General features: G+C 74.7%; 21 protein-coding genes. 10 read left to right on the top strand and 11 right to left on the bottom strand.

The window, feature by feature from the left end:
* Nucleotides 1-527: 527 nt before the first annotated feature.
* Entirely contained in the window at nucleotides 528-1,871 is a 1,344-nt protein-coding gene (locus FXF68_RS14640; RefSeq protein WP_187437927.1) for an HEXXH motif domain-containing protein, read from the top strand.
* Nucleotides 1,868-3,052, top strand: coding sequence for an FxsB family cyclophane-forming radical SAM/SPASM peptide maturase (locus FXF68_RS14635; RefSeq protein ID WP_148759548.1), 1,185 nt, complete (start codon nucleotides 1,868-1,870; stop codon nucleotides 3,050-3,052). Before FXF68_RS14640 ends, FXF68_RS14635 begins: the two co-directional genes overlap by 4 nt.
* Before the next feature lie 72 nt (nucleotides 3,053-3,124).
* Here the strand turns inward: FXF68_RS14635 and FXF68_RS14630 are convergent, their stop codons facing one another.
* A complete protein-coding gene (locus tag FXF68_RS14630; RefSeq protein ID WP_148351409.1) occupies nucleotides 3,125-3,484 on the bottom strand; it encodes a hypothetical protein in 360 nt (119 codons plus the stop codon).
* A gap of 240 nt (nucleotides 3,485-3,724) precedes the next feature.
* Here FXF68_RS14630 and FXF68_RS14625 point away from each other — a divergent pair, with 240 nt between their 5' ends.
* The 6 genes from FXF68_RS14625 (at nucleotide 3,725) to FXF68_RS14600 (ending at nucleotide 12,913) form a co-directional block, all read left to right on the top strand.
* Nucleotides 3,725-4,093, top strand: a complete 369-nt coding sequence (locus tag FXF68_RS14625) for a DUF3054 domain-containing protein (protein ID WP_148759547.1) — start codon at nucleotides 3,725-3,727, stop codon at nucleotides 4,091-4,093.
* A 138-nt stretch (nucleotides 4,094-4,231) separates the two neighbouring features.
* Complete coding sequence (locus FXF68_RS14620; RefSeq protein WP_148759546.1) at nucleotides 4,232-5,884, top strand: AMP-binding protein; 1,653 nt, start codon at nucleotides 4,232-4,234, stop codon at nucleotides 5,882-5,884.
* A 103-nt stretch (nucleotides 5,885-5,987) separates the two neighbouring features.
* Nucleotides 5,988-8,987: an AMP-binding protein gene (locus tag FXF68_RS14615; RefSeq protein ID WP_148759545.1), complete on the top strand. Its 3,000-nt coding sequence runs from the start codon at nucleotides 5,988-5,990 to the stop codon at nucleotides 8,985-8,987.
* Nucleotides 8,988-9,108: 121 nt separating this feature from the next.
* Nucleotides 9,109-10,467, top strand: coding sequence for a cytochrome P450 (locus FXF68_RS14610; protein ID WP_148759544.1), 1,359 nt, complete (start codon nucleotides 9,109-9,111; stop codon nucleotides 10,465-10,467).
* 66 nt (nucleotides 10,468-10,533) lie between these two features.
* Entirely contained in the window at nucleotides 10,534-11,361 is an 828-nt protein-coding gene (locus FXF68_RS14605; RefSeq protein WP_148759543.1) for an SDR family oxidoreductase, read from the top strand.
* Nucleotides 11,362-11,446: 85 nt separating this feature from the next.
* Nucleotides 11,447-12,913, top strand: coding sequence for a carboxylesterase/lipase family protein (locus FXF68_RS14600; protein WP_148759542.1), 1,467 nt, complete (start codon nucleotides 11,447-11,449; stop codon nucleotides 12,911-12,913).
* A 7-nt stretch (nucleotides 12,914-12,920) separates the two neighbouring features.
* Here the strand turns inward: FXF68_RS14600 and lhgO are convergent, their stop codons facing one another.
* The 3 genes from lhgO to hisN all read right to left on the bottom strand — a co-directional run bounded on the left by lhgO (nucleotide 12,921) and on the right by hisN (nucleotide 15,290).
* Nucleotides 12,921-14,108 carry an L-2-hydroxyglutarate oxidase gene (gene lhgO, locus FXF68_RS14595; RefSeq protein ID WP_187437926.1) on the bottom strand — a complete coding sequence of 396 codons (1,188 nt, stop codon included), beginning with the start codon at nucleotides 14,106-14,108 and terminating at the stop codon, nucleotides 12,921-12,923.
* Between the two features lie 45 nt (nucleotides 14,109-14,153).
* A complete protein-coding gene (locus FXF68_RS14590) occupies nucleotides 14,154-14,345 on the bottom strand; it encodes a hypothetical protein (protein WP_148759541.1) in 192 nt (63 codons plus the stop codon).
* Between the two features lie 141 nt (nucleotides 14,346-14,486).
* On the bottom strand, nucleotides 14,487-15,290 hold the full coding sequence (gene hisN / locus FXF68_RS14585) for a histidinol-phosphatase (protein WP_148759540.1): 804 nt from the start codon (nucleotides 15,288-15,290) through the stop codon (nucleotides 14,487-14,489).
* A gap of 133 nt (nucleotides 15,291-15,423) precedes the next feature.
* Here hisN and FXF68_RS14580 point away from each other — a divergent pair, with 133 nt between their 5' ends.
* Nucleotides 15,424-16,275, top strand: coding sequence for a hypothetical protein (locus tag FXF68_RS14580; protein ID WP_148759539.1), 852 nt, complete (start codon nucleotides 15,424-15,426; stop codon nucleotides 16,273-16,275).
* Here the strand turns inward: FXF68_RS14580 and FXF68_RS14575 are convergent.
* The 7 genes from FXF68_RS14575 to FXF68_RS14545 form a co-directional block, all read right to left on the bottom strand.
* The gene (locus FXF68_RS14575; RefSeq protein WP_148759538.1) at nucleotides 16,272-17,783 is read right to left on the bottom strand and encodes an FAD-binding oxidoreductase; all 1,512 of its coding nucleotides are present in this window, start codon (nucleotides 17,781-17,783) and stop codon (nucleotides 16,272-16,274) included. The genes FXF68_RS14580 and FXF68_RS14575 overlap by 4 nt on opposite strands.
* A 25-nt stretch (nucleotides 17,784-17,808) precedes the next feature.
* Nucleotides 17,809-19,374 carry a serine/threonine-protein kinase gene (locus FXF68_RS43040; protein ID WP_246178693.1) on the bottom strand — a complete coding sequence of 522 codons (1,566 nt, stop codon included), beginning with the start codon at nucleotides 19,372-19,374 and terminating at the stop codon, nucleotides 17,809-17,811.
* Between the two features lie 51 nt (nucleotides 19,375-19,425).
* The gene (gene rsgA, locus FXF68_RS14565; RefSeq protein ID WP_246178692.1) at nucleotides 19,426-20,391 is read right to left on the bottom strand and encodes a ribosome small subunit-dependent GTPase A; all 966 of its coding nucleotides are present in this window, start codon (nucleotides 20,389-20,391) and stop codon (nucleotides 19,426-19,428) included.
* Nucleotides 20,392-20,450: 59 nt separating this feature from the next.
* The gene (aroA, locus tag FXF68_RS14560; protein WP_148759537.1) at nucleotides 20,451-21,722 is read right to left on the bottom strand and encodes a 3-phosphoshikimate 1-carboxyvinyltransferase; all 1,272 of its coding nucleotides are present in this window, start codon (nucleotides 21,720-21,722) and stop codon (nucleotides 20,451-20,453) included.
* Between the two features lie 67 nt (nucleotides 21,723-21,789).
* Nucleotides 21,790-22,506: an anti-sigma factor family protein gene (locus FXF68_RS14555; protein WP_148759536.1), complete on the bottom strand. Its 717-nt coding sequence runs from the start codon at nucleotides 22,504-22,506 to the stop codon at nucleotides 21,790-21,792.
* A complete protein-coding gene (locus FXF68_RS14550; RefSeq protein ID WP_148759535.1) occupies nucleotides 22,503-23,108 on the bottom strand; it encodes a sigma-70 family RNA polymerase sigma factor in 606 nt (201 codons plus the stop codon). Before FXF68_RS14550 ends, FXF68_RS14555 begins: the two co-directional genes overlap by 4 nt.
* 141 nt (nucleotides 23,109-23,249) lie before the next feature.
* Complete coding sequence (locus FXF68_RS14545; protein WP_148759534.1) at nucleotides 23,250-24,080, bottom strand: DoxX family membrane protein; 831 nt, start codon at nucleotides 24,078-24,080, stop codon at nucleotides 23,250-23,252.
* 52 nt (nucleotides 24,081-24,132) lie between these two features.
* Between FXF68_RS14545 and FXF68_RS14540 the strand changes: the two genes are divergently transcribed.
* A complete protein-coding gene (locus tag FXF68_RS14540) occupies nucleotides 24,133-24,930 on the top strand; it encodes an SOS response-associated peptidase (protein WP_187437925.1) in 798 nt (265 codons plus the stop codon).
* Nucleotides 24,931-25,110 lie beyond the last annotated feature (180 nt).

The following is a 25,110-nucleotide window of genomic DNA, read 5'->3' as shown; positions in this document are numbered from 1 at the left end:
AGGCGGGGCGGAAGTGCCGGGCGGCGCGGTCGGGCCCGGCGTGCCCGGTGTACCGGGCGCGGCCCCGGGGACGGGAAGTCCCAGCGCGATGAGGGCGACGGCCATCTGGCCCGGGTGGGACACGCAGTAGACGGTGGCGGCCTCCCGCCGTGCCGCGGGGGCCTGGGACGGCGCCGCGTCCGATAATGCGGGCGGGATTTCCGCCGCCTCGGCCAAGGGCTGCCCCAGGCACGCTAAGAGCGCCGGACAGACAAGACGGAAGAGCAGCCTGCGAACGCCCATTGATCGCCCTCCGCGGTCAGAATAGCGTGCCGGGGCCGCCGCGCCGGGGACGAGTCGTGAACTCGCGACCAGGCGGGAAGCCGCAATCGAACGCATGGCGGACGCGGGCCGGACGGCATCGGCGTTTAACGATCTCGGGAGTCGGACTAAAATCCAGATGGGTGTCCGTTCGCCGAAGGCGGGGCGTTATGGCGTGGCTGAATCACTCCTTTTCCGGTGGCGATTTCGATTCGCTCGCCGCGGGAATGGCGACATCCGGTGCGATCGAATCGCTTGCAGCGATCCAGCACAGCCGGAATCTGCTCCTGCTGCGCGCGGTCGTGGACGCCGCCCGCCGGTCGGGCCACCCGGAGGCCGCCGCCGCGCGGCGCGGCTTCGAGCAGTTGATGGAGGTGAAGCGGCGCGCCCCGGACGCCGCCGCGGCCGTCATCCGGCACCCCTCGACCGGCGGGTGGGGGCTGCACGCGCTGCGCGCCCTGCGGGGCGGCGCGTCGCCCGGCGACCCGCCCGGGGTGCGTCCCGCGCAGCTCGCCGGGCTGGCAGCGGCGGCGGCGGTGCGCGGACGGAGCGCGGGAGCGTTCACCGTCCCCGTCTCCCACGGTGTGGCGTGCCTGCCGTCGGTGGGCGTCCTCACTCCGCCGGGAGACGCCGACACGGTGCGGATCGTCCACGACGGCCGGCAGGTGGTCGCCACGGCCGGAGGGACGACCACGCCCATCCCCGCCGACGGAGGCGAGGACGCGCCGGGCTGGCGGGCGCTGCGCACCCTCCGCGCGCCGGGCCCGGAGAAGGGCGAAGCGACACCGGAGATCGAACTCCTCCTCGACGACGTGGACCCGTTCCGCTTCCCCGGCGCGGCGTCCGGCGGAGACGGAAGGGCCGAGCGGCTCTCCGCCGCCGCCGTCGCCGAGCTGGAGCGGACGCTCGCCGAAACGTGGGACCTGCTGTCCCGCCACCACCGGTCCAGCGCGCGCGAGCTCTCCGGCATGGTGTCCACGCTCACGCCCCTGGACGCGGCGGGCGGCGCGTTCCGCAGCGCCACCTCGCGGGAGCACCACGGCTGCGTCGCGCTGTCCCTGCCGGTCGACCCGACGCAGCTCGCGGTCACCCTCGTCCACGAGGTCCAGCACGGCAAGCTCGCGGCGGTCACGGACGCGGTGCGGCTGCTGCCGAGGGAGGACGGCCGCCTGTACTACGCGCCCTGGCGCCCCGACCCGAGACCGTTCGCCGGACTGCTGCACGGCACCTACGCCTTCCTCGGCGTCGGCCGGTTCTGGCGGCGGCAGCGCTGGCTGGAGCGCGGCGAGCGCGCCCTGGCCGCGCACCTGGAGTACGCGCACTGGCGCGACGCGGTGCGGCTCGGGCTCGTCCAGCTCGGCTCGCACGACCGGCTGCCCGCGCTCACCGTGCGGTTCGTCCGGGGGATGCGGCGGGTGCTGGACCAGTGGTGCGCCGAGCCCGTCCCGGGGCCCGCCGCCGCGCTCGCGGCCGAGCGGTTCAACGCGCACCGCGAGCGCTGGATCGCCGCGAACGGACCGCTGCCCGGCTGCCTGCGCGGCGCCCGCGACCTGACGGGCCCGGTCGGATGAGCCCGCCCGCGCGCCCGGGGCCGCTGCCCTTCCGCGAGTTCATCCTCAAGATCCACAGCCGCTGCGACCTGGCCTGCGACTACTGCTACGTGTACGAAATGGGGGACCTGAGCTGGCGCGACCGGCCGGTCGCGATGCCGCCCGAGGTGGCCGACGCCGCCGCCCGGCGCATCGGCGACCACGCCCGCGCGCACAGGATCACCGAGGTGGACGTCGTGCTGCACGGCGGCGAGCCGCTGCTGGCCGCGCCGTCCCTCATCGAACGGGTCGTCCGGGGCGTGCGCGCCGAGGGCGTGTCCGCGTCGTTCTCCGTCCAGACGAACGGCACGCGCCTGGACGCGGCCCGCCTCGCCCTCCTCGACCGGCTCGGCGTCCGGATCGGCGTCAGCGTCGACGGCGACGCCGCCGCGCAGGACAGGCACCGCCGCCTGCCGAACGGCCGGGGGAGCCACGCCGCCGTGTCGGCCGGGCTGCGCGCGCTGGCGGACGGCCCGTACCGGCACCTGTTCTCCGGCGTCCTCTGCACGGTCGACACCCGCAACGACCCGGTGGCGACGTACGAGGCGCTGCTGCGCTACCGTCCGCCCCGGGTCGACTTCCTCCTGCCGCACGGCACCTGGTCGGCGCCTCCGCCGGGACGCGCCGAGGGGTCGCCCGCCACGCCGTACGCCGACTGGCTCATCGCGATCTTCGACCGCTGGTACGGCGCCGCCGAGCCGCCCACGGACGTCCGGACGTTCAGCGACCTGCTCACCCTGCTGCTCGGCGGGAGGGTCGGCAGCGAGGGGCTCGGGCTCGGCCCCGTGCGTTATGCCGTCATCGAGACCGACGGCGCGATCGAGCAGTCCGACCTGATCCGGCCCCTCACCGCCGCGTCGGCGGGCGTGTCCGCGGGGACGGGGCTGAACGTCCTGCGCGACCCGCTCGACGCGGCGCTCGCCCTGCCGGGCGTGATCGAGCGGCAGCGCGGCGCGGCGGCGCTGTGCGGGCGGTGCCGGGCCTGCCGGTTCGTCGCCGTGTGCGGGGCGGGGCTCCAGGCCCACCGCTACCGGGCCGGGACGGGCTTCGACAACCCCACCGTCTACTGCCCGGACATGATCCGGCTCATCGAGCACGTGCGCGGCCGCGTGGTCGACGACCTGGCGGTCGTGTCCCGCCGCCCCGGGCCCGACCGCGCGTGACGGGGCCCGCGCATGGGACCGGTCCCGGCCGCCGGGGACGGCGGCTCGGGACCGGCGGGAGGTGCGTACGCGTCAGTCGGCGCAGACCGCGTAGACGCTGATGCCGACGTCGTTGTAGCCGATCTGGCGGCCGAGCGCGATCCAGCCGCGGCCGTCCGGGGTGGGGAACGAGCCGACGAGGATGGCGCCGTTGCCCTGCGCCTCGCCGCCGCCGCCGAGGACGTGCTTGGTGCCGGGGCAGAGCACGGTCCGGCGCTGGAAGTTCGGGACGTTGGCGTTCGGCAGGTTGACGATCTGGTAGCCCGGCGGGACGTGGACGGCCGGCTTGGCGGGGGCCTGGGCGCCCTGGGCGCTGGCCACCCCGGCCGTGGCCAGGCAGGTGGCGGCGGTGACCGTGGCCAGGGCCAGGGCGGTGGTCTTCATCGACGGCATGGCGTTCTCCTTCGTGGGGGGCCAATGAGGCCGGACACGAAAAGTATTAGGCCAATCACAGCCGGTTTCCATTCGCTCTATGTGTCGAAAAGATTACGGAGAGTGCCTGGAACTGATTACGGAGGGTGTTCATTTGGGAGTGGAGCTTTGGGCCTGCGGAAATGCTGAGCAAAACGGTGCGCGACCGTCCGGATACGGTCAATGGCGGGGGTGCTCTCCGGGCTGCATAGGGTTGGCTATATGCGGAGAGTGGTGGCGGCGGCCCTTGACGTGGCCTGTGTGCTCGTGTTCGTGGCGATCGGGCGGGCGTCGCATGACGAGGCGGGCGGCGTTTCCGGTTTCGCCGCCACGGCCTGGCCGTTCCTCGCCGGGCTCGCGGCCGGATGGGCCGCCGGGCGCGGGTGGAGGCGGCCGGAGGGGCTCGTGCCCGCCGGGGTCGTCGTGTGGGTCGCCTGCGTCGCGCTCGGGATGGCGCTGCGGGCCGTGTCGGGGCAGGGGACGGCCTTCGCGTTCGTCGTCGTGGCCACCGTCTTCCTCGGGGTGACGCTGCTCGGATGGCGCGGCGGCGCCCGCGTCGCCGGGGTGCGGAGCGTGTCCCGCCAGGGGTGAGTTCTCGTCCCGCCGGGAGTGCGCCCGTTGTGGGACGTCTCCAAATGGCCGACCGGTCTCTTTGCTGATGGGCGCGGTTGACTGAAACGTGGCGCCCTGATGAAGTTACCGGCGAGTCACCCAGGCGAAAGGGACACGATGGCATCTGCGCTGCGCGACTGGCTGGACAAGCCGAACACCGGACGTGGCGTGCACCTGGCGGCCGACGACGGAGGCTGGGAGTACCGCGACTACGGTGAGCTGGCGTCCGCCGCGCGCCGCACCGCCGGGGCGCTGATCGAGGAGGGCGTCCGGCCGGGGGACGTCGTCTGCGTGATCCTCCCCACCGACTACACCTGCGTCGAGACCTACTTCGCGGTGTGGGCCGCCGGGGCGACCGTGTGCCTGATCACGCCGCCGCTGTTCCAGGACGGCGACGACTACGTCGCGCACGTCGCGGCGATCCTGCGGCAGGCCGCGCCCGCGCTGGTCGTCGCGTCCAAGGACCTGGACGACCACGCCCGCCGCGCCATGGAGCAGGCGGGCATGGACGGCGAGCCGTGGCCGCCCCGGCAGGCCGACGAGGAGGCGGACGTCCAGCCCGCCGGGGAGCTGGCGCTGCTCCAGTTCACGTCCGGGTCCAGCGGCGCCCCGCGCGGCGTCATGGTGACCTGGGAGAACCTCGAGTTCAACATCGAGCTGATCGCGCGGGCGGCCGGGTTCGCCGACGACGACTCCGTCGCGTCCTGGCTGCCGCTCTACCACGACATGGGGCTGATCGGCTGCTTCCTGACGCCGATCACCCGGCAGGCGACGCTCCGGCTGATGCGTCCCGACCACTTCATCCGCGACCCCGCGCGGTGGATCCGCTGCTTCGCCGAGGCCGCGCACACGGCCGCGCCGCCGTTCGCGTACGCGTACTGCGCGCGGCGCGTCAAGCCCGAGCAGTTGGAGGGCCTCGACCTGTCCGGCTGGCGGACGGTGATCGTCGGCGCGGAGCCCATCGACCCGCACGCGCTGGAGGTGTTCGCGCGGCTCGTCGAGCCGTTCGGGTTCTCGCGGACGGCGTTCAAGCCCGCCTACGGCATGGCCGAGACGACCCTGCTCGTCACGATGGACCAGGTGGCGCGCGACCCGCTCGCCGTCCGGCCCGACCCGGAGGCGCTGACCACCGGCGAGCCGGTGCGGATCCTGGAGCAGCACACGCTCGGGGACGAGTCGCTCGGCGCGAAGGCCGGCTGGGTCGTCGGGTGCGGCACCCCGGAGAGCGAGGTGCCCGTCGCGATCGTCGACGACGCCGGGCGCGAGCTGGACGAGGGGCTGCTCGGCGAGATCGTCGTCGGCGGCCCGTCGGCATGCCCCGGCTACTACGCGGGCGCCGAGGCGAAGTCGACGCGGTTCGCCGACGGCAAGGTCTACACGGGCGACGCGGGGTTCTTCCACGAGGGGCAGCTGTTCGTCCTCGGGCGGATGGGCGACAGCATCAAGGTCCGCGGGCGGTCCGTCTACGTCGAGGACCTCGAATCGAAGATCGCCGAGGTGAGCGGGCTCGGGAAGGGCCGCATCGTGGTCGTCGGCGTGCCGGGGGCGGGGCGCAAGGGGCTCGCCCTGTTCGCCGAGACGCAGGACGAGGCGTGGACCGGCGGCGTCCGCGAGATGCTCCGCCGCCGCGTCGGCGACGACGTGGAGCTGACGATCGTCGTCGGGACCGGGCTGATCCAGCGGACGTCCAGCGGCAAGCCGCGCCGCCGCTACATGTGGGAGCGGCTGCGCGCCGGGCACATGGAGGGGGCGCGGGTCGTCGCCCCCTGAGCGGCCCGGCGGCGCGCCGGCGCCCGCCCGTTCCCGTGATCGCGCGATTGCGGAAGCGGGCGGCGGCGCGCCACGATGACGTTGACGCCGTGAAAGGTCGACGATGCCGGCTGCTGCGAGAACGCTCCTCCGCCTGGGCGCACGCCTGGGCTCCACCGCCCAGAACGCCCTGGAGGTCGCCCGGTTCGGCGGCTTCGACACGGGCGAGGACGCGTCCCCCTGCGAGGTGGTGACCGAGCAGCGCGTGTACCGGCTGCGGCACTACTTCCCGGACGCCGGGGACGGGCCCGCCGTGCTGCTCGTCCCGCCGCTGATGATCACGGCGGAGGTGTACGACATCTCGTCGCGGGTCAGCGCGGTGCGGGTGCTGCGCGACCGCGGCGTCGACCCGTGGGTGGTCGACTTCGGCGCGCCCGAGCGGGAGCCCGGCGGGCTGGAGCGGACGATCTCCGACCATGTCCTCGCGGTCAGCGACGCCGTCGACCGCGTCCGGAAGGCCACCGGGCGGGACGTGCACCTCGCCGGGTACTCGCAGGGCGGGATGTTCGTCTACCAGGCCGCCGCGTACCGGCGCAGCGAGGGCGTCGAGTCGGTGGTGACGTTCGGGAGCCCGTCCGACACGAGCGTCGGGCTGCCGTTCGGGCTGCCGGGGTGGCTCGCGTCCGAGGGCGTCGAGCGGATCCCCGACTGGGTGCTGGGCGGGTTCGCCGTCCCGGGGTGGGTGACGCGCCTCGGGTTCCAGTTGCTCAGCCCGGTGAAGTCGGTGAGATCGCGCGTCGATTTCATTCTGCAATTGCACGACCGGGAGCGGCTCGCGGCCCGCGAGCGGCAGCGGCGGTTCCTGGAGCGGGAGGGCTGGGTGTCGTGGCCGGGGCCCGCGCTGGCCGAGTTCCTGCGCCAGTTCGTCCAGCACAACCGCATGCTGACCGGCGGGTTCGTCATCGGCGACCGGCTCGTCACGCTCGCCGACATCACCTGCCCGGTGCTCACCTTCGTCGGCGAGGTGGACGAGATCGCGCCGCCGCCGATGGTCCGCGGGATCCGGCGGGCCGCGCCGCGCGCCCAGGTGTACGAGGCGTCGCTGCGCGCCGGGCACTTCGGGCTGGTCGTCGGCAGCCTGGCGCTGGCGCAGACCTGGCCGGCCGTCGCCGAGTGGGCGCGGTGGCGCGCGGGCGAGGGCGGGCTGCCGGACATCGTCGCGCCCGTCGCCGGGGACGAGGAGGCCGCCCCCGCCGACCTGCCCGGCGGTCCCGCCGGGTACGGGCTCCAGCTCGCGATGGGCGTCGGGACGAGCGCCGCCCGCTCCGCCTACCGGACGGCGTCGAGCGTCCTGCACGGGACCCGGCAGCTCTCCGGCGAGGCCGCGCGGAACCTGCCCCGGCTTGCCCGGCTGGAGCGCATCCAGTCCGACACCCGCATGTCCATGGGACTGCTCCTCGACGAGCAGGCCCGGCGCAGGCCCGGCGAGGTGTTCTTCCTCTACCGGGGCCGCCCGTACACGCATGAGGCCGCGAAGAGCCGCGTCGACGCCGTCGTCCGCGGGCTGATCAGCATCGGGGTGCGGCGCGGCGAGGCGGTCGGCGTGCTGATGGACACGCGCCCCACCGCGCTCGCGCTGGTCGCCGCGCTCAGCAGGCTCGGCGCCGTCGCCGTGCTGCTGCGCCCGGACGGCGACCCCGCCGCCGAGGCGCGGCTCGGCCGGGTGTCGCGGGTGATCGCCGACCCCGAGCACGCGGCCCTCGCCGCGCGGCTGGACGGCGTCGAGGCGCACCTCCTCGGCGCGGCGGGCCGGGGCGAGCGGGGCCCGCTGCCCGACATGGAGGCGATCGACCCCGGCGAGGTCGAGCTGCCCGGCTGGTACCGCCCGAACCCGGGACGGGCCGGCGACCTGGCCTTCGTGGTGTTCAGCGGCGACGGCGAGCACCTGCGCGCGAACCGGGTCACGAACCGGCGGTGGGCGCTGTCGGCGTTCGGGACGGCGTCGTCCGCCGCGCTGTCGTCGTCCGACACCGTGTACAGCATCACGCCGCTCCAGCATCCGTCGGCGCTGCTGATGAGCCTCGGCGGCGCGGTCGCGGGCGGCGCCCGGCTGGCCTTGGCCAGTGCCTACGACCCGGAGACGTTCTGGGACGAGGCCCGCCGCTACGGCGTCACCGTCGCGTCCTACACCTGGACGCTGCTCCGCGACCTTGTCAACGCGCCGCCCGACCCGGCCGAGCGGCACCACGCCGTCCGGCTGTTCATCGGCTCGGGCATGCCGCGCGGGCTGTGGCGGCGCGTCGAGGAGCGGTTCGCGCCCGCCCGCGTGCTGGAGTTCTACGCGGCCACCGAGGGCGAGGCGGTGCTCGTGAACCTGAGCGGGAAGAAGCCCGGGTCGCTCGGACGTCCGCTGCCCGGCGGCGCCGAGGTGCGCCTCGCCCGCTACGACCTGGAGGAGGGCCGCCTCGCCGAGGGCCCGGACGGTCTCGCGATCGAGTGCGAGCCCGGCGAGATCGGCATGCTGCTCGCCCGCGTCCGGCTCGCCGCCGCCGCGACCGCGGTGTCCTATGCGGGGGGACGACCCCCCGCACCTCCCGATTGGGGGTTGCGCTGCGTGCGCGGCGTGTTCGCCCCCGAGGACGCCTGGACGATCACCGGCGACCTGTTCCGCCGCGACGCCGACGGCGACTTCTGGCTGGTCGGCCGGGACGCCGAGCTGATCCGCACGGCGGACGGGATCGTCCCGCCCGGCCCGATCAGGGACGCGCTCGGCGACCTCCCCTGCGTCGACGCGGTCGCCGTCTACGGGATCCCGGTGGGCGGCGCCGAGCTGACCGCCGCCGCCGTGACCCTGCGCGACTCCGCCGACCTCAGGCCGGTGGACCTGTCGGAGGCGCTGCTGCGGGTCGAGCCGGGGCTGCGGCCCGCGATCGTCCGGGTCGTGGACGAGGTGCCCGTCACCGCCGGCCGCCGCCTGCTGACCGCGCCGCTGCGCGCCGAGGGCGTGCCCGCCGCGGGCGACGGCCCGGCCTACTACCGCGACAAGGCGGGCGCGTACCGGCCGCTGACCGACGCGGCGCGCCGCCGCCTGCTCAAGGCCCCGGCCGCGCGGGAGGCGCGCTGACCGAGGGTTGATCGAGGGGCGTGCTGGCGGGGCCCGAGGTACGGGTGATAAGTATGGACTTACCGGGCATCGGCCGATCATCCGCCGCGTGCCGCCGCCCGTCCTTTCGTTCGGAGGGATCATGACGAGCGTGCTCGCGCCGCCGCCGCCGGGCAGCGGCCTGAAAGCGGTCCCCGGGGTCAAGGGCGTCCCGTACATCGGCAGCACGATCGCCGTCATGCGGGACCCGATCGGCATGGCGCGCAAGCGGTACGCCGAGCACGGGCCCGTCGCCTGGGGCTGGCTGCTCGGCCAGCGGACGGTCACCGTCCACGGACCGGAGGCGGCCGAGGTCGTCCTGGTCAACAGGGACAAGGCGTTCGCGAACGGGCCCGCGTGGAGCTACTTCATCGGCCCGTTCTTTAACCGCGGCATCATGCTCCTCGACTTCGAGGAGCACCTGCACCACCGCCGCATCATGCAGCAGGCGTTCACCCGCCCGCGGCTGCGCGCCTACCTGGACGCCATGGCGCCCGGCATCGTCAAGGGCGTCGAGGCGTGGTCGCCCGGCGAGGGCTTCAAGGTGTACGACCACGTCAAGCAGCTCACGCTCGACCTCGCCGCCGACGTGTTCATGGGCGTCGCGCTGGGCGACGCCGAACGGGCCCGGGTGAACGGCGCGTTCATCGACGCCGTCCGGGCGGGGACGGCCTACGTCCGCTTCCCCGTCCCCGGCCTGCGCTGGCATCGCGGCCTGCGCGCCCGCAAGGTACTGGAGGAGTTCTTCCACCGCCACCTGCCCGCCAAGCGCCGCGACGGCGGTGACGACCTGTTCGCCGCGCTGTGCGCGGCGGAGACCGACGACGGCGAGCGGTTCACCGACGAGGACGTCGTCAACCACATGATCTTCGCGCTGATGGCGGCGCACGACACGACCACCATCACGCTGACGAGCATGGCGTACCACCTCGCCCGGTTCCCCGAGTGGCAGGAGCGGCTCCGGGACGAGTCGCTCGCCCTCGGCAGGGCGGAGCTCGGCTACGAGGACCTCGACGCCCTCCCCGCCATGGACATGGTGATGAAGGAGTCCATGCGGATGATCGCGCCCGTCCCGGCGCTGCCTCGCAAGGTCGTCAAGGACACCTCCGTCCTCGGGTTCCACATCCCCGCCGGGACGACCGTCGTCATCCCGATGCTGAGCAACCACCGGATGGCCGACTGGTGGCCCGACCCCGACACGTTCGACCCGGGCCGGTTCTCCGCCGAGCGGCGCGAGGACAAGGTCCACAAGTACGCGTGGTCGCCGTTCGGCGGGGGAGCGCACAAGTGCATCGGGATGTACTTCGCGGGGATGCAGGTGAAGGCGGTCCTGCACCAGATCCTGCTGAGGTACCGGTGGAGCGTCCCCGGGCGGTACGAGATGCCGCTCGACACCACGTCCCTGCCGTCGCCGAAGGACGGGCTGCCCGTGCGGCTGGCCCGGCTGGAGGAGAACCCATGAGCCCGGAGCGGACGAGTTCGGAGCGGACCGGCCTGGAGTGGAGTGCATGAGCCTGGAGTGGAGAGCATGAGCAAGGTCATCGCGATCACCGGGGCGGCGCGGGGCATCGGCCTCGCCACCGCCCGCGCCGTCAAGGCGAAGGGCGCGACCGTCGTCATCGGCGACATCGACGAGGCGGCGGTCAAGGAGGCGGCCGAGTCGCTCGGCGTCGCCGGGCTCGTCGTGGACGTCACGTCCCGCGAGTCGTTCACCGCCTTCCTGGACGAGGCCGAGCGGACCGCCGGGCCGCTCGACGTCCTGGTCAACAACGCCGGGATCATGCCGATCGGCCCGGTCACGGACGAGAGCGACGCCGACGCCCGCCGCTGCATCGACATCAACGTCCACGGCGTGATGCTCGGCACGAAGCTCGCCCTCGGCCGGATGCTGCCGCGCGGGAGGGGACACATCGTCAACATCGCGTCGCTGGCGGGCGTCGCGTTCACGCCGGGCCTCGCGCTCTACAACGCCAGCAAGGCGGCGGTCGTCGCGTTCACCGAGGCGACCCGGCTGGAGGTCCAGGACCGGGGCGTCCACGTCGGCGCCGTCCTGCCGACGTTCACCAACACCGAGCTGGTCGCCGGGACGCGCAGCCCCAAGGGCCAGCGGAACTGCGAGCCCGAGGACGTCGCGGCGGCGGTCGTGGAGCTGATCGGACGGCCCCGCCCGCAGGCCGTCGTCCCGAAGAAGCTCGGACGCCAGGTCAAGATCGGCGCGCTGCTCCCGGACCGGGTGAAGCAGTCCATCGCGCGCCGCTACGGGCTCGACAAGCTCTTCCTGGAGTTCGACCCGGAGGCGCGGAAGGGCTACGACGCGCGCATCCGCACCGGCCCAGGGGTGACCGCCCCGGAGTGACCGCCCCCTGAATGACCGGCGACGGCTCCCGGGCCCGTCCCGTAGGCTCTGGACGTCGAACTTCGTTCTAGAACCGGAGGCGCGCATGGACGCCGTCGTTCGCACGGCCCACGGGAGCGTCCGCGGGACCACCGGGGACGGCGTCACCGCCTTCCTCGGCGTCCCCTACGCGGCGCCTCCGTTCGGGGCGGACCGGTTCCGCGCGCCGCGCCCGCCCGAGCCGTGGGACGGCGTCCGCGACGCCGTCGCGTACGGGCCGACCGCGCCCAAGCCCGCCTACACCCGCCCCTACGACCGCCTGCTCGACGACCCCGCCATCCCGGGCGACGACTGCCTCAACCTCAACGTCTGGACGCCCGACCCCGGCGCGGCGGGCCTTCCCGTGATGGTGTGGATCCACGGCGGGGCGTTCCGGAACGGGTCCGGCGCCATCCCCGTCTACTCCGGGCGGAACTTCGCCCGCGACGGCGTCGTCTGCGTGACGATCAACTACCGGCTCGGCGTGGAGGGTTTCGCGCATCTGCCCGGCGCCCCGTCCAACCGGGGGCTGCTCGACCAGATCGCCGCGCTGGAATGGGTCCGCGACAACATCGCGGCGTTCGGCGGCGATCCCGGACGGGTCACCGTGTTCGGCGAGTCGGCGGGCGGGATGAGCGTCACCACCCTGCTCTCCCTCGACCTCGGGCTGTTCGGACGGGCGATCGCGCAGAGCGGGGCGGGCGGCATCGCCCAGGATCCGGACGACGCCCTCCTCGTCACCCGCGAGATGGCCGCGCGGCTCGGCGTCGCGCCGACCGCCGAGGGGTTCGCCGCGATCGACCCGGCCGCGATCATTCCCGTCCAGGCGGCGGTCGCGGCCGAGGTCGCCGCGATGCCCGACCCGGGACGCTGGGGCGCCACCACGGCGGCGGGCGCCATGTCGCTGACGCCCGTCCTGGACGGCGAGCTGCTGGCCCGCCGTCCCGAGGACGCCCTCGCCGCCGGCGCCGGACGCGGCACGGACCTGCTCATCGGGTACACGGCCGAGGAGTTCCGGCTCTTCCTGATGCCGTCCGGGATCGCCGCCGTGCTGACCGAGGAGCTGGTCGGCCTCGTGACGGCGGGGATGGGCGTCCCGCGCGGGATCCCCGCCGCCTACCGCGACCGGCATCCCGGCCAGGGCCCCGGCGAGCTGCTGTCGACGATCATCACCGACGCGCTGTTCCGCGTTCCCGCGCACCGGGCCGCCGCCGCGCACGCCGCGTCCGGCGGGCGGACCTGGATGTACGAGTTCGCGTGGCCGTCGCCGAACCACGACCTCGGCGCCTGCCACGCGCTGGAGCTGGGCTTCGTGTTCGACAACCTGTCCGGCGACCCGGACGGGCTGTCCGGGCCGAACCCGCCGCAGGCGCTCGCCGACCGGATGCACCGCGCGTGGGTCGCCTTCGCCGCCGACGGCGATCCCGGCTGGGCGCGGTTCGACCCGTCGTCCCGCCTGGTGAACGTCTTCGACGACCCGTCCGACGAGGTGGTCGCCGACCCGCGCGGCGACGACCGCAAACTCTGGGACTAGGCGGGCGCTAGAGGCTCGCGACGACGTGCTCGGCGATGGCGAGCGCGGACGTAGCCGCCGGCGACGGGGCGTTCCGGACGGTCGTGACCGGCCCGACGCGGCCGAGGCGGAAGTCGTCCACGAGCGAGCCGTCCGCGTCCACCGCCTGCGCGCGGACCCCGGCGGGCGCGGGCACGACGTCGGCCGCGGTCAGCTCCGGGACGAACCCGCGCGCCTCCGCGACGAACGCCCGCTTCACCGCCGAGCCGTACAGCTCCCGCGCGCCCGTCCGCCAGTGCTCGCGGGCGAGGCGCCGGAAACCGGGCCAGCGGACCGTCTCCCACACGTCCGCCGGGCGGACGTCGCGCCACCGGTACCCCTCCCTGGCCAGGGCCAGGACGGCATTGGGCCCGACGTCCACGCCGCCGTCCACGCGGCGCGTGAAGTGGACGCCGAGGAACGGGTAGCGCGGGTCGGGCACCGGATAGATCAGGCCGCGGACGAGGTCCGTGCGGGACCGCGCCAGCCGGTAGTACTCGCCGCGGAACGGGACGATCGCGGGCTCCCGCGCGTCGCCCGCCAGCCGCGCCACCCGGTCGGACTGCAACCCGGCGCACACCACGAGCCGGTCGAACACCAGCTCCGCGCCCGGCGAGGCGACGGTGACGCGGTCCCCGGCCCGGCCCAGCCGGACGACCTCGAACCCGAGCCTGACCTCGCCGCCGCCGTCCGCCACGTCGCGGGCGAACGCGCGGGCCACCGTCGGGAAGTCGACGATCGCGGTCGTGGGGGAGTGCAGCGCCGCGATCCCGGCCGCGTGCGGCTCGATCTCGCGCAGCTCGCCGCCGGTCAGCCGCCGCAGGCCGGGGACGCCGTTGGCGAGCGCGCGGCGTTCGATCTCGTCCAGGGCGGCCAGCTCCGCCGCGTCGCGGGCCACGACGACCTTGCCGCACTCCTCGTAGGGCAGGTTCCGGTCTTCGCAATATTCCTTGAGGAGGCGGACACCGCGCCTGCACAGCGTCGCCTTCAGGGAGCCGGGCGCGTAGTAGAGGCCGGCGTGGGCGACGCCGCTGTTGTGGCCCGTCTGGTGGGCCGCGACGCGGTCCTCCTTGTCGAGGACGGTGACCGTCACGTCCGGGCGCGTCTCCGCCAGGCGGCGCGCGACCGCCAGCCCGAGGATGCCCGCGCCCACCACCCCGACCCGCACGTCCGCCACGTGCCGAACCCTAGCGGGACGGCCCCGCCGGGCCTCTGTGGCGGGTCAGCTGCCGAGGCGCTTGCGCCCCTGCGCGCGGACCCGCCTGCGCTGCGACGGGTCGAGCATCATGTACCCGACGAGGGGTGCGCCGAGCACACCGAGAATGATCAGCGCGGTCAGCCACCAGGGGAAGATGAACAGGGTCAGCAGGCCGACGACGACGCCGCCGATCACGAACTTGGTCTGGGTCGACATCCGGTACCTCCACTGACGGGCCGCCCTTGTCACCTACAACGGCCACCGTGCGACCGCTGTTCCACGATATGTCGCGAGTCGGGCCGATGGCCACAGCGGGGTGACCAGCGAAGACCACCAGTAAAGATCAGAGGGCGAAGATCAGATGCGGAGGGTGAGCTGGCCGCCGCCGAGCGTGCGCAGGACCTCGGCGTGCAGCTTGCCGTTCGTGCAGACGACGCTGCCGCCGTCCGGCCCCGACGCCCCGGACAGGTCGGTGAACATCCCGCCCGCCTCCTCCACGATGACCTGCAGCGCGGCGAGGTCCCACAGCGAGACCTCCGGCTCGGCGGAGATGTCGACCGAGCCCTCCGCGACCATCATGTGGGACCAGAAGTCGCCGAACGCGCGCGTCCGCCACACTTCGCGGGTCAGGTCGAGGAAGCGGGGGAGGCGTCCCTCCTCCTCCCAGCCGCTCAGGCTGGAGAACGACAGCGAGGCGTCCGACAGGCTCGACACCGCGGAGACGTTCATCCGGGTGGCGCGGGTCAGGCTGCGGCCCGTCCAGGCGCCGCCGCCGCGCGCCGCCCACCAGCGCCGGTTCAGCGCGGGCGCGGACACGACCCCGACGACGATCTGGTCGTTCTCCATCAGCGCGATCAGCGTCGCCCACACCGGCACGCCGCGGACGAAGTTCTTCGTCGCGTCGATCGGGTCGATGATCCAGCAGCGGTTGCCGTAGCCGGTCTTGCCGAACTCCTCGCCGAGCACCGCGTCCCGTGGGCGGGCGCGCTTCAGCGTGCCGCGGATCTGCTCCTCGACGCTGCGGTCGGCGTCGCTGACCGGGGTCAGGTCCGGCTTCGTCTCGATGTCGAGATCGAGGGCGCGGAAACGCCTTGTCGTGATGTCGTCGGCTCCGTCCGCCAGCACATGCGCGAGACGAAGGTCATCGGAATAGCCCGCCACGGCGAGCACGCTACCCTGCTCACGTCCGGTCCAGACACACTTACCCGGCCGATCCGGCGTTTCGGTCGGACCTTCGGGGGCGCGCCGGGGCGTTGCGGACCGGTTCCCCGGACGTTGGTGGCAGCATGGGCGCATGCCGCACGACCTTCCCGCATGGGTGGCCGAGCTGACCGACCCGCGCCGGGCCGAGACGCTCGACGAGCTCGCCGACCGCCTCGTCCCCCTGGCCGAGCACGCCATCGACGTGTCCCGGCGGCTGCAGGCGCAGCTCAACGAGCTCAACGACCCGTTCAAGCGCGAGGCGCTCTACGGGCGCGTGGAGCGGCTCAAGGCCCGGGTCGGCGAGGCCCTCGACGAGATCACGGCGGAGATCGCCGCGTCCGGGGAGGAGCGCATCGCGCGGGTCGTGGCCGACTGGGCCGCCCTCGCCGCCCCGGGCGACCGGGGCGCCCGCGAGCGCGAGCTGCGGCGGCGGCTCGACCTCGCCGTCGTCCCCGACCTGTCGGAGCGGCAGCGCGACGTCGCCGAGCGGGTCGCCGAGCGCACCTCCACCGCGCTGGAGGAGGCGACGCGGCTGATGCTGAACCGGGTGGAGGAGCTCGCCCGCGCGGTCACCGACCTCGTCCACGACGTGCTGCCGCTGGCCCGCGAGGGGCTGGCGCTCGCGAGCCGGATCTCCACCCTGTCCGGTTCCGCGCGGAAGGCGGGCCGCGGGCCGGTCCCCGCCGAGCTGAGGGACGCGGGCGAGGCCACGTCCCGGGCGTTCGACGAGGCCGTCGCCCGGCTCGAACTGGAGTGGGCGGCGCTCGGGGCGCGGTCGGCGAGCGTCCGGGCGGCGCTGCGCGGCGCGGAGGAGAGCGCGTTCAGCAGCGTCACCGAGGAGATGACCCGCTGCGTGGAGGAGCTCGCGCCGGGGCACGTCAGGGCGCTCAACGAGGCCGAGGCCAGGGCGCGCCGCCTGTTCGAGGAGCCCTCCAAGGGCTAGGACGGCGGCTGCACGGCCTGGGGGAAGCGGAACAGCCCCGCCGGGTCGTGGGCGGCCTTCACCTTCCGGAGCCGGTCGACGTTCGGGCCGTAGTAGGCGCGGGCCCAGTCCTTGAGGTCGGGGTCGATGTAGTTCACGTAGGCGGCGCCGCCCAGGTAGGGCTCCATGGCGGCGTGCGTGGCGCGGAGCCAGGCGGCGTCCGGCGCGAGGTACTGGACGGCGAACAGGCCCTTGCGGTGCGGGAACGCGGTGTCGCCCGGCCCCACGCGGGAGATCGCGCCGCCCATGGCGTCCATCAACACCGACCGGTCCCCGACGTCGTTGCCCTGGACGAACCGGGCGAGCAGGGCGCGGACGGCGTCGTCGGGCAGCGACTTGTAGGCGATGTGCGACTTCCCTGCGTAGTCGGTGCGGGGGAAGGCACCGGCAGGGCTCTGCCCGGGAAGCGTGCCCTGCTGGTGGCACTGCTCGACGGACTGGCCGGAGCATCCGCCCAGGAACTTCATCGCGTCCATGTAGGGACGGCTCCGGGCGCTCGACGACACCGGTTCGGCCCCGATCGCCGCGGTGAGCCGGGCGACGTGGCCGTCCGCGCCGGCGAGGGCGACGCCCGCGACCTCGACGCTCGGCGTGCCCTGGCCCGGCTCGGTGTCGAGGTGGAGGGTCGTCCACACGTCGTCGGGCGCGGACGGGGCCCACCGCTGCCAGCCGCGGACCACCTCGGCGGCCCGCGTCCAGGGCCAGCGCAGGCTGAACGGCGTGACGTCGCCCACCTCGTGCGTGCGGAACGTGAAGGACACCGCGACGCCGAAGTTGCCGCCGCCCCCGCCCCGGCACGCCCAGAACAGGTCCGGGTTCCGCTTCGCGTCGCAGGTCAGGACGCGCCCGTCCGCGGTCACGACCTGGACCGACTCCAGCACGTCGCAGGACAGCCCGTACGCGCGGGACGTCACGCCGAGCCCGCCGCCGAGCGCCAGCCCCGCCACGCCGACCGTCGGGCAGGTGCCCGCCGGGACGCCCACGCCGTCGGCAGCGAGCGTCCCGTACAGGTCGATCAGCCGGGTGCCCGCGCCGACGACCGCGCGCCCGCCGTCGCGCCGGACCGCGTCCATCGGGGACACGTCGATGACGAGGCCCGTTCCCGTCGACCAGCCCGCGTAGCTGTGCCCGCCGCAGCGCACCGCGACCGGCATGCGCTGGAGCGTCGCGAACGCGATGCATTCGGACACGTCCTGCGGCGTCTCGCAGTAGGCGATCCCCGCCGGCCGTACGCGGTCGTAGCGGGGGATGTAGAGCCGCCGCGCCTGGGCGTACGCCGCGTCGGACGGGCGGACGAGCCTGCCGTCCAGGCCGCGTTGCAGCGCCGCCCAGTCGGCGGGCCCGGTCGGACGCGGCGGGGCGTAGGGGGAGCGGCCCGCCCTCCCGGACGCCGTCCCGCCGGAGCACCCGGCGGCCGCCGCCGTCATGGCGCCGAGGGCCGCCGCCTTCAGCACCGAACGCCGATCCATGCGCGCCTTCCAGGGGGTCGGGAGGTCAGGACGTGCCCTGCAACGTGTCGAGGAACGTCTGGAAGTACGGGACGCCCTGGTCCCAGTGGTCGCGGTCGGCGGCCATGAGGGCCTGGTACAGGGCGCCGTCGAACCTGAACACCCGCACCCGGCAGCGGGCCGGGATGCCGTTCTGGGTGAACGCGAACTGCACCTCGGCCGCGTTCTGCCCCTTGTAGGGCACGTTCCGGTCGAAGCTCTCCTGCTTGAAGTCGGGGTAGTCCCCGCTGGACTTCATCTTCCCGACCGCGTCGGACAGGCCGTCGCCCGGATCGCCGAAGGCCGCGACGCGCTGGATGGCGATCCCGCGCTTCACGCCCTGGGTCTGGTCGGTGAAGGTCGCGTCGTCCCCTTCGGTCTCGGCCTTCCACCCTTGGGGGACGGCCGCGGTGAACGCCGACCCGCGGAACAGCGTGTACCCGGCGGGGACGGCCGCGCCCGTTCCCGAGGACGACGCCGTCACGGGCGGCGAGGAGCGCGTCTCACCCGCCCGGTCATGGTCGTCGCCGTTCCTCGTGAACACCAGGACGGCGACGACGGCCGCGGCGAGCGCGACCGCGAAGATCCCCGCCGGGACGAGCAGCGCCCACGGCGGGCGCCGCGCCGGAGCGCGCGCGGGACCGGCCGGGGGTCCGGCCGGGGCCAGCGTCGGCGACGGCGGCAGCGTCACGTTGTGCGGCGGGACGGGCGGCGGGACGGGCGGCGGGACGGGCGGCGGGAACGCGGCGGCCATCGCGCCCGGTGCCGCCTGACGGGCCGCCTGGTGGAGCAGCCGTCCGGCCTCGTCGGGGTTCAGCCGCTCGCCGGGGTCCTTGCGCAGCAGCCCGTGCAGGACGGGCGTGAGCGGCCCCGCGAGCCGCACCGGGTCCGGATCGTCGGACAGGACGGCGGCCATCACGCCCCACACGTCCGGCCGCTGGTACGGCGGACGCCCCTCCACGGCGGCGTACAGCGTCGCGCCCAGCGACCACAGGTCCGACGCCGGGGTCGCCTTCTGGTGGCGCGCCTGCTCGGGCGCCAGGTAGGCGGGCGACCCGACGATGGCGCCCGCCTGGGTGAGGGTCTCGTCGCCCGCCACGGTCGCGATGCCGAAGTCGGTCAGGACGGCCCGTTCCGCCGTGAGGAGCACGTTGCCGGGCTTCACGTCGCGGTGGACGACCCCGGCCGCGTGCGCGGCGCGCAGCGCGTCGAGCAGGTCGAGGCCGATCGAGGCGACCCGTCCCGGCGGCAGCGGGCCCTCCCGCGCGATGACCTTGTCGAGCCCCTCGGCCCGGACGAGCTGCATCACGATCCAGGGACGGCCGTTCTCCTCGACGACGTCGTGCACCGTCACGATGCCCGGGTGGTCGAGCCGCGCGGCGGACCTCGCCTCCCGGAACGTCCGCGCGTAGGTGCGCGCGACCTGCGCCTCGTCCAGGCCGGGCGGCAGCGACACCTCCTTGATCGCCACCTCGCGGTCGAGCGTGCGGTCGCGGGCCCGCCACACGGCGCCCATCCCGCCGCGCCCGAGCACCTCCACCAGCTCGTAGCGCGCTGCGATCGTCTGCGGCATACACGTGACCATACCGACCCGAGCCGGGCGCGGTCCCGGACTCCCGGCCGGCTACTCGGCGTCGCCCTCGCGGCTCGCCAGGAGCCGTCGCAGCGAGTCGAGGCGCGCCCGGCTCGCGTGGCCCTCGGCGACCCACCCGTCCAAGCCGCAGCTCTCTTGCAGGTGGTCGCAGAGCGGCGGGCAGCGCTCGGCCGCGCCCTCCGCCAGGTCGTCGAAGGCGTTGATCACGTTCTCGGGCTCGACGTGCGCCAGCCCGAAGCTCCGCACGCCGGGCGTGTCGATGATCCAGCCGTCCCCGCCGGGCAGCTCCAGCGCGATCGCGGACGACGAGGTGTGCCGCCCCCGCCCGGTGACCGCGTTGACGTGGCTGACGGCGCGCTCCGCGTCCGGGACGAGGGCGTTCACCAGCGTCGACTTGCCGACGCCCGAGTGCCCGACGAGGACGCTCGTGCGCCCGGCGAGGTGGGCGCGCAGCGCGTCGAGGTCGCCGCCGCGGCGCGTCACCACGTACGGGACGCCGAGCGGCGCGTACTCGGCGATCAGCGCCTCCGGGCCCGCGAGGTCGGCCTTGGTGAGGCAGAGCAGCGGCTCCATGCCCGCGTCGTAGGCGGCGACGAGCTGCCGGTCGATCATCCGGGGCCGCGGCTCGGGGTCGGCCAGCGCGGTCACGATCGCGAGCTGGTCGGCGTTCGCGACGACGATCCGCTCGAACGGGTCGGTGTCGTCGGCGGTGCGGCGCAGCGACGACGTCCGCGGCTCGACCCGGACGATGCGGGCCAGCGTGTCCGGGTCGCCGGACACGTCCCCGACGAGCGCGACACGGTCGCCGACGACGACGCCCTTGCGGCCGAGCTCGCGGGCGCGCATCGCGGTGACGCCGCGCTCGTCGGCCGTGCCCGGGTCGGCGAGGCAGCGGTAGCGGCCCCGGTCGACGGCGGTCACGAAGCCGGACGTCGCGTCGTCGTGCGCCGGACGGCGGCGGGTGCGCGGCCGCGACCCGCGCCGCCCGGGTCGCACCCGGACGTCGTCCTCGTCGTAGTCCTGCGTTCGTCGTGCCAGCGGTCCGTCCCCTGCTCTCAGGCGGGCGCCGCCAGGGACGCCCACAGGTCGGTGAAGTTCGGAAGAGTCTTGCCCACGGTGCCCGGGTTCTCCACATCGACGCCGGGAACGGCCAGTCCGAGCACGGCCGCCGCCATCACCAGCCGGTGGTCGTCGTAGGTGTGGAACACGCCGCCGTGCAGCGGGCGCGGCCGGATCTCCAGGCCGTCGGGAAGCTCGACCGCGTCGCCGCCGAGCCCGTTGATCTCGGCGACGAGGGCCGCGAGCCGGTCGGTCTCGTGGCCGCGCAGGTGCGCGACGCCGGTCAGCCGGGACGGCGACCCGGCGAGCGCCGCGAGCGCGGCGAGCACCGGGGTCAGCTCGCCCACCTCGTGGAGGTCGGCGTCCAGGCCGCGGAACTCGCCGGTGCCGCGGACGGTCAGCCCGTCCGGGCCGAGGGACACGTCCGCGCCCATCCCGGCGAGCAGGCCGCGCAGCGCGTCGCCCGGCTGCGTCGTGCCGGACGGCCAGCCCGGCACCGTGACGCGCCCGCCCGTGACCAGCGCGGCGCCGAGGAACGGCGCCGCGTTCGACAGGTCGGGCTCGATGACCCGTTCGCCGCCGCGCAGCGGGCCCGGCGCGACGCGCCAGACGTTCTCCTCGGCCTCGACGGCGGCGCCCGCGTCCCGCAGCATCCGGACCGTCATCTCCAGGTGCGGCGCGGACGGCACCGGCGGCCCCTCGTGCCTGACCTCCACGCCCTTCTCGAAGCGCGGCGCGGCGAGCAGCAGCCCCGACACGAGCTGCGACGAGCCCGAGGCGTCGATCACGACCTCGCCGCCGTTCACCGAACCCGTGCCGCGCACGGTGAACGGGAGCGCGCCGCGCCCGCCGTCGTCGACCGCCGCGCCGAGCGCCCGCAGCGCCGTGATGATCGGGCCCATCGGACGCTCCCGCGCGCGGGGGTCGCCGTCCACGGCCACCTCGCCGGACGCCAGCGCGGCGACCGGCGGGACGAAGCGCATGACCGTCCCGGCGAGGCCCGCGTCCACCCGGGCCGGGCCGCGCAGCTCGCCCGGCGTCACCCGCCAGTCGGCCCCCTCGTCGGTAATGCCGGCGCCGAGGGCGCGGAGGGCGTCCGCCATCAGGACGGTGTCGCGGCTGCGCAGGGGCCGCGTGATCAGGGACGGCTCCACGGCGAGCGCGGCCAGGATCAGCGCCCGGTTCGTCATCGACTTCGACCCGGGGACGGCCACGGCGGCGTCCACCGGGCCGGGGGCGACCGGCGCTGACCAATGCGGAGAGGGCATGACCCAAGGTTATCGGGCCCGGCGCGGCGCGGGCCGTCATGATCGGGGCGGGATTCGGACCGCGATTTCAGAGCGGGATGGTGAGGAGCGTGCCACCGGTGTCGAGACGCACCTCGAAGTGGCTGATCTGCCGGCGGTCGAGTGCCGTCCCGCCCTGCATGACGAGCGGCTTCGGATGCTCGGGCACCCCGTACCCCTCGTTCGGGACGCGCCATCCGGCCACGACGCTGCGCGTCCCGTCCTTCGAGACCGCTTCGAGCTGGCACCGCAGCGGCCCTCGGATGCCGCCGAGCTGGAAGCTGACCTGCGTGCCCCAGCCCTTGTCGACCAGGCCGACCGTGCCGGTCGCGCCCGTCGCCGGGTTCTTCCCGGTGAACCTCTGGCCGGTGATCGCCTGGGTGGGCGCGGGGGTCGGCGAGGTGCCGCCGTTGTCGAGGGCCGTCCCGACGCCGATGCCCGCCGCCAGCGCCGCCGCCGCGGCGGCCGTGCCGACCGCGGTCGCGACGCGCCGGGACCGCCGGTCGGCCCGCCGCCTGCGCCGCATCATGTCGATCACCGGCGCCGGAGCCGGCGCGCCCGGCGCCGGCGCGGGGGACGGCTCCGCGTCCCGCTCGGCGGCCGCGCCGAAGGCGGTGAGGATCCCGGCGGTGCCCGACATCTCGTCCAGTTCGCCCCGGCACACCGCGCACCCGCGCAGGTGCTCCTCGAAGGCCAGCCGGTCGCCGTCGTCGAGGAGGCCCAGCGCGTACGCGCCGACGTCGGTGTGCTCGACCCGCGGACTCATGAGGTCACCCCCCTCTCCTCCAGCGCGACGCGCAGCGCGCGCAGCGCGTAGTAGACGCGGGACTTGACCGTCCCCACCGGGATGCCGAGGTGCTCGGCCGCCTGGTTCACCGTCCGGTCGCGGAGCACCGTCTCCGTCAGCGCCTGCCGGTGCGCCGGGGAGAGCGACTCCAGCGCCTCCGCCACCACGACCTTGCGCAGCAGCGCGTCCAACTCGTCCGCCATCGGCAGGTTCTCCAGAGGGCCGTCGCCGACCTCCGGCGGCCGGACCTCGCGCTGCCGCCGGTTGTCGATCACGATACGCCGGGAGACCGTGGCCAGCCACGGCATCAGCGAGGACGTGCGGTCGTCGAGCCGGTCCGCGTTGCGCCATGCCCGGATCATGGTCTCCTGCACCACGTCCTCGGCCCACGGGCGGTCACCGCCGGTCAGCCGGAGGACGAACGCGAGGAGCGGCCGATGGTACTCGCGGTACAGCTCGGCGGCGATCTCCTCGTCGCGCTCGTCGCCCCGGACGGCCGAAGGAGGACGCGCGGTGCCGGGGCGGCGGAGCAGGCTCCGCAACCCGCCGGTCTGGCGACCGGTCGATCCGGGAACTGCCATGGCCGGGGCGTCTCCGTCGTGGGTCGGTGCGGACGGTCACCTGGAAGTACGGAGCCGCGCCACCTGGTGGTTCAACCGATTTGAGACTCCTTTAAGGTTCTCTTCGGGTTCCCGCCCCGCGCGCCGCGCCGCCCGGCCGGGTCAGTGCTTCACGGCCTGCTTGATCTTCCCCGCCTGGACGGCCGTCCCCGCCTTCACGGTCCGGCCGGCCTTGACCGCCTTCGCGGTCTGCGCCGCCGCCCCGGCCTTGACCGTCCGCCCGGCGCGCGTCGCCCGGCTCGGCTTCGCCGCCCGCCCGATCCGGAACGCGCCGCCCGCGCCCTTCAGCGCGCCGCCCGCCGCGCCGCCCACCGCGAGGCCGCCCGCCTTCCCGGCCTTGAGCACGCCGCTCGCCTTGCCGCCGGACCTCGCGCCCTTGCGCCTGGCCTCGGCGCGGGCCGTGCGCACCTGCCGGGACGCCTCCCGGCGCGCCTCCCGCAGCGTGAGCGCGGCCTCCTTGCGCAGCGCCTTCGCCTCCGCGCCGCTCTTGATCCGCTGCTCGCGCAGCTGCCGCCGCAGCTCGGCCCGGCGCGGCACGTGGCCCCGCTCGGCCGCCGCCAGCAGCAGCGCCCCGAACAGCGCCGCGTTCTTCAGCAGGTGGGACCGCTCGCCCGCGCGGCGGTCGGGGTCGTCCTCGGTCCAGTAGTGGTGCTCGGTCGCGAGCGCGGGGACGAGTTGCGCGGCGAGCAGCAGTGTCGTCAGCCGGGGGAAGCGCCCGGTCACCAGGAGGGCGCCGGTGCCGAGGCTCACCGCGCCCTGGATGCGGACGAGGGTCTCGGGGTCCTTCGGAAGCCGGTCGAAGCGGTCCGCGACCGGCTTGACCATGGGGCCGACCCGCTCGGCGCGCTCACGCGGATCCCGGACGGCGTCCAGGCCGGACACGATGAAAGGGGCCGCCACCAGGGGGCGGGCCAGAGTGGTGAAGGGTCGCATGACCCGCTACATGCCCAGCGGACCGTCGCTCAAGCGCGGCAGGATGGGAGCCATGTGCGGACGATACGCCACCACCCGCGCGCGTCAGGAGCTGCTGGACGAGTTCCAGGTGCAGCTCGACGCCGCCGACGGGGACATCCGGCCCGACTACAACGTCGCCCCCACCAAGCAGGTCCCGGTCGTGCTCGACCGGCGCCCGAAGGACGCGCCCGAGGAGGAGGCCGCCGTCCGCCAGCTCCGGACGGTCCGCTGGGGCCTCGTCCCGTCCTGGGCGAAGGACCTGTCGATCGGCTCCCGCATGATCAACGCGCGGGTCGAGACGGTGCACGAGAAGCCGTCGTACCGGCGCGCGTTCGCGCGGCGGCGCTGCCTGCTCCCCGCCGACGGCTACTTCGAGTGGTACGTGCTGGAGGGCCAGGACGACACGCCCGACCCGGCGGGCGGCGAGAAGAAGGCCAAGAAGCGCAAGCCGCAGAAGCAGCCGTTCTTCATCCGCCCGAAGGACGGCGCCGTCATGGCGATGGCCGGGCTCTACGAGCTGTGGAAGTCGCCCGAGGACGAATGGGTCTGGACGTGCACGGTGATCACCACCGAGGCGCCCGACGACCTCGGCCGCATCCACGACCGGATGCCGATGGTCGTCGAGCCCGACCGCTGGGACGCCTGGCTCGACCCGGAGCTGACCGACACCGAGACGGTGCGCGGCCTCCTCGTCCCGGCGATGGCCGGGACAATGGACGCCTATCCGGTGTCCAAGGCGGTCAACAGCGTGAAAAACAACGGGCCCGAACTCATAGCGCCGGAGGAGTCCGGGGACGGCTCGGGCGGCCATTCCGACGGCCTGTTCTGACCGCCGCCGGAATCGCCGCCGGCGCGAGTCGGCACGGCGTCGCCGGAGTCGCGCCGCACCGCGCCGACACGATCGTGGCCCGCTCTCGACCGGGGACGGCGCGCAATGCGGTGGAGCAATGCGGTGGAGCAATGCGGTGGATCGGTCCAGCGCCATTTCGCATGTCCATCGCTTCGCGCC

Origin of the sequence: Actinomadura decatromicini, from assembly GCF_008121305.1 — a bacterium.
In the GTDB taxonomy this organism is placed as follows: Bacteria; Actinomycetota; Actinomycetes; order Streptosporangiales; family Streptosporangiaceae; genus Spirillospora; species Spirillospora syzygii.
The sequence above is the reverse complement of the archived record's forward strand: the minus strand, read 5'-3'. Positions and strand labels throughout refer to the sequence as shown.